The following is an 8,283-nucleotide window of genomic DNA, read 5'->3' as shown; positions in this document are numbered from 1 at the left end:
TTTGCTGTGTCCAAACACTTCGATATCTTTCCAGCCTTCACAACCGGATAAAACCGGATAAAACCGCCGAAATGATAAGAAACAAGTAGATAGTGATAGTGTGGGCGTTATTAGATAAGAAAAGAGGCGGGTGTTAAAGCCTTTTTACAAAGTGCGATCCCGCCATGTATCCTCGTTAAGTTTTTTACTATATTGTCGCCGCCCCAGTCAGCATACTTCACAGTCATTTAAATAATCATAGAATCGCGTGTATTGTTTCATTAAAGTAGAAGCCATCTGAGGTAAATAAGCGTGACTTGTATTCTCCAAAGCGCCCTAATTGCTATTACGACATAATCATCACGCCAACAAAGACCTTGAAAAATTACAAAAGCGAATGAACAAAACCAAAGCACTGACAGCCCTTGCACATAAACTCGGTTTGAATACTTTACTATATGCTTAAAAAAGAGACTGCATTCGATGCTTAAAGAGTTAGTCACGGTACTGTGTGGACTGAACACAAAGCTGAGTATCAATCAATTGGGTAAATGAATGACCCCAGTCTCTTATATTTATTAGACGCTCAAACGTGCATTAATACAATAAAAAAGTCACGCACAAGCGTCTGGCTTTGCGAATAAATAAGGCACCTATTTTTTAAAATTCCAAGATAAACAGGCTGTCGATATTGGGTTCTAGTTGGCACAGTTCATTAAGACAAATCATAATGGGATTAAACCATTGACCTTGGCAATAGTTTTGAACAATCCTGAATTTCTATCAACGAGTGCCTTGTAATCAAAGAACCCATATATGATATTACTTCATCACATCAGACATGATTAATGTGTGATCTAAGTATTAGCCTGAATTACTATACTCAACAATCGGTAAGTTCTTTGATAACTCTTATAAAACAATACACGATTATAGGTTTCTGTCTAAAAGTCAAACTTAGTTTGCTGCCATTTTATCATGCTCAGCCGTCAACATAGCTTGCTCCATTGCATGTATCAGCTCATCAATATGCGGCTGAATTTCATCCTCTCGACTGTGCTCTTTAAGTAATCCATCTAAGCGCGTTGCTATGTTTTGTATTTCATTACATTCAAACATTCCCGCAGTCCCTTTAATAGCGTGAATTGACTTACCTAAGCCTTCCATATCATGGTATTTCATTTGATTTTGGATTTGCACTTTTTGCTCATATAAACCAGATATATATTGACTCTTGAGTTGTTCAAATTCATCATTAGGAATATCAATGTCATCCTCTACTAAAATATGTAGGTAATGGCTAATCTTTTTACTAAATTCATTTCTATCAATTGGCTTTGCTAAATGATCGGTAAAGCCAAGCTTTAAGTATCTATCAACTTCATGTTGCATAGTATTTGCGGTCAAAGCTAAAATAGGAGCTGTACACCCCGTTGCTTGAATAAAGCTAAGCGCTTGCTCTCCATCCATAACAGGCATCTGTATATCCATTAGAATTAAATCAAATTCATCTTCAAGCACCGCTTGAACAGCTAACTGTCCATTTTCAACAGCAGTAACATTGAGCCCCATTCTCTCCAAAATACGCTGAATTAATTTACTGTTATCACTATGGTCTTCAGCAAGTAATACGTCACCTTTAAGCTGCTCACTCGTATTCTGGGCAATAGTATCATCTGTACTTTTGCTCACTGATACATCATCAAAACTGTTAATCCAACTCGTTTTATCCGTTGTAAACAGCCCTAAAGTTAAAGTAAATATAGTGCCTGAACCAACCTCACTTGCGACAGCTATGTCACCATTTAGTTTGTTTGCCAAATTTTTTGATATATTTAACCCAAGACCAGTTCCTCCATATTTACGTGATGTGGAAGAATCGGCCTGATAAAATGCATTAAATAACTCTTTTTGTTCCGTTGATGTCATGCCTATACCTGTATCAGTTACAGAGATTTTTTAGCACATCTTCTGAACAAGATACATCAATAGATATTTTACCAACTGAAGTAAATTTCAACGCATTCGAAGTCAAGTTTAAGAGAATTTGTCTCAATCGAGTTGGATCAATAATAATGTAATTAGGCAATGGGAAATGATAATTTAGGTCAAATTCAAGCCCCTTATCTCTAATTTGTTTCCCTAGTAAAGATTCAACATGTGCAATAGATTTAAACAAATCGGATTCCATCAATTCAATTTCAAGTCTATTTGCTTCTATTTTCGACATGTCTAAAATATCATTTATCAGACCTAAAACATGTCTTGAGTTTTGTAAAATAACACTGATTGCATGGTTTCTTTCTTGAGGTTTAATATCACCTAAAATTATGCCATCTGCATAACCAATAATAGAAGTCATTGGGGTTCTTATCTCATGACTCATATTCGCTAAAAATCGACTTTTTGATTCACTTGCATCCCTTAATTGTGATGCTAATTGTTCAAGCTCATAAGTACGTTTTAACACTTTTGTTTCAAGGTTTTTATTAAGCTCAATATTTTCTTCACTGGTTAAGCGAAATTTATCAGCCACAGCGAATGCCAATAGCATTGCATCTAATGCAGTACCAACAAGACCAAGTAGATAGAGGTTTAAAGTAGATGGAGGTAAGATACCTAAATTAGTTAAATTGCCAATCATGTTGGGTACCATCATTGCGATATAAGCCAACACAAAATATCTTGCAGGTTTAAAACCTTCTAGCATTCTCAAAAAGCCAACATACATACCTAAACACAATGCACTACCAGTCATAACCGTAGCCCAAAGAAAGCCGAATCCAGGAAATAAAATGCAAAATGGTAAACCCAAAGCAGAAATAATACCAAGCCAAATAGAAGTAACTGAAAGGCCTGGATGCTCTTCTTTGAGTTTGAGTAAACTGTTATAAAAAAGAATGTTAGTTATTGGTGCTAAAGAAAACCCCAGCCAATGAAGGTGCGCAGAATAAAACCCAAATAATTGATCCGATATGTGAAAAAAATGACTCCAGCTAAATACCCATACTGCAGCAAATAGTGCAAAGTATAAATGTGTAGCATCTTTTGAACCAATATAAATCAATAAGTTATATAAGCCTAGTATAATGCCGACACTAAAACAAAGCGTCATTAATAAGTTTTCTTTAATGACTAGTTGGTTAAAATCTTTAACTGGTTTGATCACCAACTTGGTAGGTGTATAAAAGAATTCACTCTCAAAAGCGGTAACCAAATAGTATGTTTGATTGGGTTTAAGCTCGACGATATTCCCATAATGAAAAGCAAACTCATTAGGGTTTTTTCCTCCAGAGAAATAACGTTGCACTGCGCCATTCTCACTGTAAATTCTAGTTTCAATACTATCAAGAACAGTGTTATACGGGTACAAAACCAGCTCTTCAAGGCTAGATTTATTGGTTATTTGAGTTACGAGCCAATAACGACCAGAAAATAGTGCCCTTGCAGACAATGGTTTCATGTTATCGGCCCAACTACTGACTGACTGGAAGTTATCTGGAAACCGTTCGTTTTCGGTCGAAATTAATAACCGAGCATGATCGTGTAAATTAACACCTTGTTTGTCCAATGAATACTCAAAAACATCAGCAAAGCTGTAGTTTGAAAACACAAACACAGAAAGTATGATAATTTGTCGTATCATTGAACACATATAATGCCTTGATTTTAATATGCTTAAATTAAAAGCACAGCTACACTTTTATCCGTTTTTCTTTTATCGTTAGAATCGATAACGAATATCGAGACCAACTCTTCGGCCTTCTCCTTTGAAGTCTTGCAGCATACCTAAAAAATTTCTTAAATCGAACTTCAAGTTACTATATTCTTTATCAAATAAATTTTTTGCCCAAATATTGGCTTGCCATTGCCCCATATCAAGCAGTGAATTAAAGCGCCACAATGCATAACCGTCTTGCTTCGCATAATCATTTTGCAACTGATCAAAGTAATACTCTGATTGATAATCTACACCTAACGTTGTAGTAAGCGTTCCAAATTCGATGTACTGAGCGAAAGAAATCTGAGCATTAACGTTCAATTTTGACGTAAATGGTAAGCGGTTATCAGTCAGCGACACGCCAGCTGGGTCTACAAACTCTTCAAATTCAGCGTGAGGAATATAGCCAAGGCCAACCTGTACGTCGATGTGTTTGTTGATATCATAATATAAGTCTGATTCAGCACCATATATTTTAGATGCACCAACATTCTCCAATAACTGTAAAGGCACGACTCCAGGAGTTTCTGATGGCTGGTTCATAAAGACCTGCTGATCCTGATAATCATAATAAAATAACGCAGAGTTTAACCTTACCCTACTATCTGAGAAGGTTAGTTTTGCGCCAATTTCATGGGCGTTTAAACTTTCGGTTCCATAATCTGCTTGTTTAGCCTGCTCGGCGCTCGATAATAGACCACCATTGTAGCCGCCACTTTTAGTACCATTAGCAAAACTATAATAAAGTAATTTATTTTTATCTAATTGATGATTAAGCGCAAAACGGCCTGACCAACCACTATCATCATTATCACCATCTAGGTCATAAAAAGGTAACATAGCACCATTCAAGTCACCAGGGTCTACGACGGCATTAATACGAGCAACAGAGTCATAATCTACTGACTCATCACTATATCTTAAACCAAATGTGACGGTTGTATCAGTGCGCCATTGCCATTCATATTGTGCAAATATGGCCAGTACTTTGTTTCGTATTATATTGTCATAAAAAAAAGTCACCGAATTTGCACCATTGACCGTACCACGAAGATCCCTAAGAATATCATTATAATTATCCTGATAGAGTCGTTCTTCTAACTGAAATATGCCAGATGTTAAGTAACCATTTGCGTATTCACTTTGATAACGAACTTCGTTATTTAGTAGCTCAGCTTTAAGACCTAAGTTTCCCTCACATGTATTTACCGGAGAGCCATCGCAATTGAATGCATGCTCTCTGTCTAATCGACTAAAAGCATTTATCCAAACAAGCTGTGCCTTATCGTTAAGTTGATACTCTACCTCTGCCGTCCAGCCTTTGCCAATACTATGATGGGGTGAATCATTATTAACATTTACAGCCCAAAAGTCGTCACTGCCATCATTAAAACCAAAGTTATCTACACAGCGACCAGTCATAGCTTCGTTTGGGGTACAGACAGCCCCCGTATTTGGATTTTTAACACCAATATTACCAACAGGTTGAACAATACCACTCCAGTGGCTGTAATTTGCTTTCAAATAAACGCTTAGCTTATCCCACTGCGCAAAATAACTTAATCTAAGGTCTGATTGCTCCATGTGAGCTTCGGGAGCTGTAGGGTGCAGGTTATATGAGGTGTAATCGTACTTCACATGATTAACTGCAAACCTTATAGCCGACTCATTATCAATACTGGCATTATAAAACCCTTGTACTTTTGACCAATCATCACTACCAACCCCAACTTCCACTTCGCCATACGTTCCAGAATCAGGACGCCTACTTCTTATTAACACAGCTCCACCAGTACTGTTTCGGCCAAACAACGTACCCTGAGGACCTTTTAATACTTCCACTTGTTCAATATCGAAAAAATTTACTAATTGATTATTTGCCGAACCCACCGAGGCGCCATCAACATACATTGCAACCGGTGAAGTATTGGCGGTATTGTAATCAAGTAAACCAACACCACGTATATTTATTGCAGGCGGAGTACCTTCAGCGGCATTTTGACTTATCTTCATATTAGTGACAAATCCTCCCAACTCAGTCGTATCTTTAACACCAGAACGGTTTATTTCCGCCGCACTAATTGGTGTAACTGCAATACTAACTTCCTCAAGAGATTGAGCTCTTTTTTGCGCATAGATTTCTATTATCTCAATGGTTTGCTGATCAGATGCCATAATAGGCTGAGATAAAGCCCCCAATACTGCAACATATACAAAGCTTAGTGAGAGAGTCTGTTTCATATCCTTACTCTTTTATTACATTTCATTAAGTTAGTGAAAAAAGTATAGCTCATTAGCAGATCCTCCACCAAAATACTAAGGGGTACAAGCTTAATTTTCTATGTACCGTCTGGCTCAAAACCATCTTCACCACTGATATTTGCAGGAATACCACATATTGCACGAGAAGTTTGCATTCCAGCCATAACTGCTGCTTCAACACACCCTGCGTTAACACCTGTTTGAATCCAGTCACCGGTCAAATATAAATTGGTAAATATACTGCCATCCGTGGATAATCTATACTGACTACTATCAGTAACAGACAGCACATAACGCTCACTCGGGTCTACGTTTACACGCCAATATTGACTATCAAAACGTTGTTCATCCATATTATTTCCTGATGCAAATAATACAGACCAATCAAACTGTTGTTGATCATAAGCACTAGGCCATAACGGTTGCATTTCTGTCCGCAGTTTATTTAGAGCGTTAACTTTAACTTGCGCTTTTTGCTCAATCGGAAAGTTATGATCAGTACGATGGGGATAATCAGCGCAACCAAATGCACTGCAAAAATAAGCTATGTTTTTTGGTCCATTACTCGGCCAGTCTTCAACATTAATCAAATTTGACATCGCTGCCCAAGTATCAAATGGCTGTGAGAACCCACTTAAAATTGGTCGCTCTTCACTTGGCGGGGAATAGTTAAACCCAAGCTGCTCGTCTGTTTGATTTAACCATACCTGAAACGCTTGAGTTGCTACCGTTTTTACTTTTGTTGCTTGCGCACTCAGTTTATCATCAAGCTCTAGGAGTTCTGGGCATAAATGAACCAGTGAAGCCACTGAAATACCAAAAACCACCTTGTCAAAGTCAACGCCTCTTTGCAATGACTTTGTAGGTAGGGGTTGGCCAAAGGCATTTTGATAAACGCTTGACCAATCAGACCAAAATGACTCTAAATTGATATTATGCTGTTTAATTTTATCCGCTTGTTCAGGTACGATTTGGTCTAATAATGGAGTACTAGGCCAACAAGGTAACCCTTTAACAAATACAAATGGTTGGTACGATCCATCTTTTAAGGTCACCTGCTGAGTAATGTTAATTTGCTCCACAACGTGCTTGCCATGTTGGTCAACACTAGGGAGCAAAGAATCAACTTCGTTAAAAAACTCAAATTTAACTCCCCTGCTTTTTAGCAACTCATAAATAGGCGCAAAAATCACATCTCCCATGCCGGCTTGCATTTTCCACATAACACCGCCACGATAGCAAAGCATTAAACGAAGCATCGCAAGTGTTGCAACTCCTGCCTCTACATCACCTTCTTCAAAATTACCATCAACGAAGCCAAAAACTAGATCATAAAAACCTCTAACTGGGGCTGACTCAACAGTGTACTCTTTATTAGCACCATTTTTTTTAAGCCATGCTTTAAAATCTATGTTATTGATTGAGCCAAAACCTTTAGCAAATACCTTATCTTTTATCAGACCTATCAATACCGCTATACCAAGATCCGCACAGATATAAGCACGACGAATATTGGGGTTATCATCTAATAGCTCGACTGCTTCGCTATTTAGCCAGCGCTTTAATTTACGCACTAAATACCATACAACTAAGCGGTCTTTAGCATTACTTAAGTCTTTATCAGCTGCTCTCAAATTAACAAGTCTTTGCAACTGCTGACTAAGTATTGAAGGCGTAGACCAAATTTCTCTCAGCTCATCATGTGTACTTTGAAAAAAGTCTTCTACTTCATCTTCAACATCATCGAACGCTTGACGTATCTGTGATGATAAATGCTGCAATAAATTTCTATCTCTTCGCTTGGTTGTCTGAAGCTTCGTTATTTTATGATGTTTAGAAACTTCTTCTTCTAAAGTCTCAATAAATTTTCTAAGCCAAGCTACAGCCATTTCAATTAGCTGCCAAAAATGTAAATCTAACGTTGCATCCGCAGGGTTTCCATCAAGCACTGGAAACTCAATCGGCCAAGTTTCCCAATCATTATCTATATATTCTTGCAGCACCACAAAGCTATGAGGTTTAAACGCTTCTTTCCATGTACTGAGTGGCATATTACTTGGCCGATTTAAATTGTTATACACATTTTCAATGGCACGAAATGAGTTTACATAAGAGCCAAACCAAACATGTAGTCCATGCTCTTCTATCCGTTCACCCATTTGTGAGTTTCTACCACTGGCTCCTTTACCACCCAACCGCCAGCCTAATTGATAAATAGTAATATCGTATTTTTGCTGCCAGTTCTGTTGTTCTGTTAGATAAACAGCAGCAGTCATTGCCGATACACCACCACCAAGTATCGCTATTTTTTCTTGACTCAT

2 protein-coding genes and 2 pseudogenes are annotated in these 8,283 nt (G+C 37.7%); 1 reads left to right on the top strand and 3 read right to left on the bottom strand.

Annotated features, from left to right (window positions below):
• Positions 1 to 319: 319 nt before the first annotated feature.
• Positions 320 to 470 (top strand): annotated as a pseudogene (locus SANK73390_RS19965) (IS110 family transposase); the annotation flags it as partial.
• A gap of 466 nt (positions 471 to 936) precedes the next feature.
• Here the strand turns inward: SANK73390_RS19965 and SANK73390_RS19960 are convergent.
• The 3 genes and pseudogenes from SANK73390_RS19960 to SANK73390_RS19950 form a co-directional block, all read right to left on the bottom strand.
• A pseudogene (locus SANK73390_RS19960) lies at positions 937 to 3,625 on the bottom strand (ATP-binding protein).
• 78 nt (positions 3,626 to 3,703) lie between these two features.
• A complete protein-coding gene (locus SANK73390_RS19955) occupies positions 3,704 to 5,941 on the bottom strand; it encodes a TonB-dependent receptor (protein ID WP_462768095.1) in 2,238 nt (745 codons plus the stop codon).
• A gap of 98 nt (positions 5,942 to 6,039) precedes the next feature.
• Positions 6,040 to 8,283 carry an NAD(P)-binding protein gene (locus SANK73390_RS19950; RefSeq protein WP_462768094.1) on the bottom strand — a complete coding sequence of 748 codons (2,244 nt, stop codon included), beginning with the start codon at positions 8,281 to 8,283 and terminating at the stop codon, positions 6,040 to 6,042.

The sequence above is a fragment of the Pseudoalteromonas sp. SANK 73390 genome (assembly GCF_054966645.1).
Note: the sequence above shows the minus strand (reverse complement) of the source record. Positions and strands in the feature narration are given on the sequence as shown.

Bases quoted from the DNA above. Each gene is read 5' to 3' on its own strand.
- SANK73390_RS19955 (WP_462768095.1), bottom strand. From the start codon at position 5,941: ATGAAACAGACTCTCTCACTAAGCTTTGTATATGTTGCAGTATTGGGG.
- SANK73390_RS19950 (WP_462768094.1), bottom strand. From the start codon at position 8,283: ATGAGTCAAGAAAAAATAGCGATACTTGGTGGTGGTGTATCGGCAATG.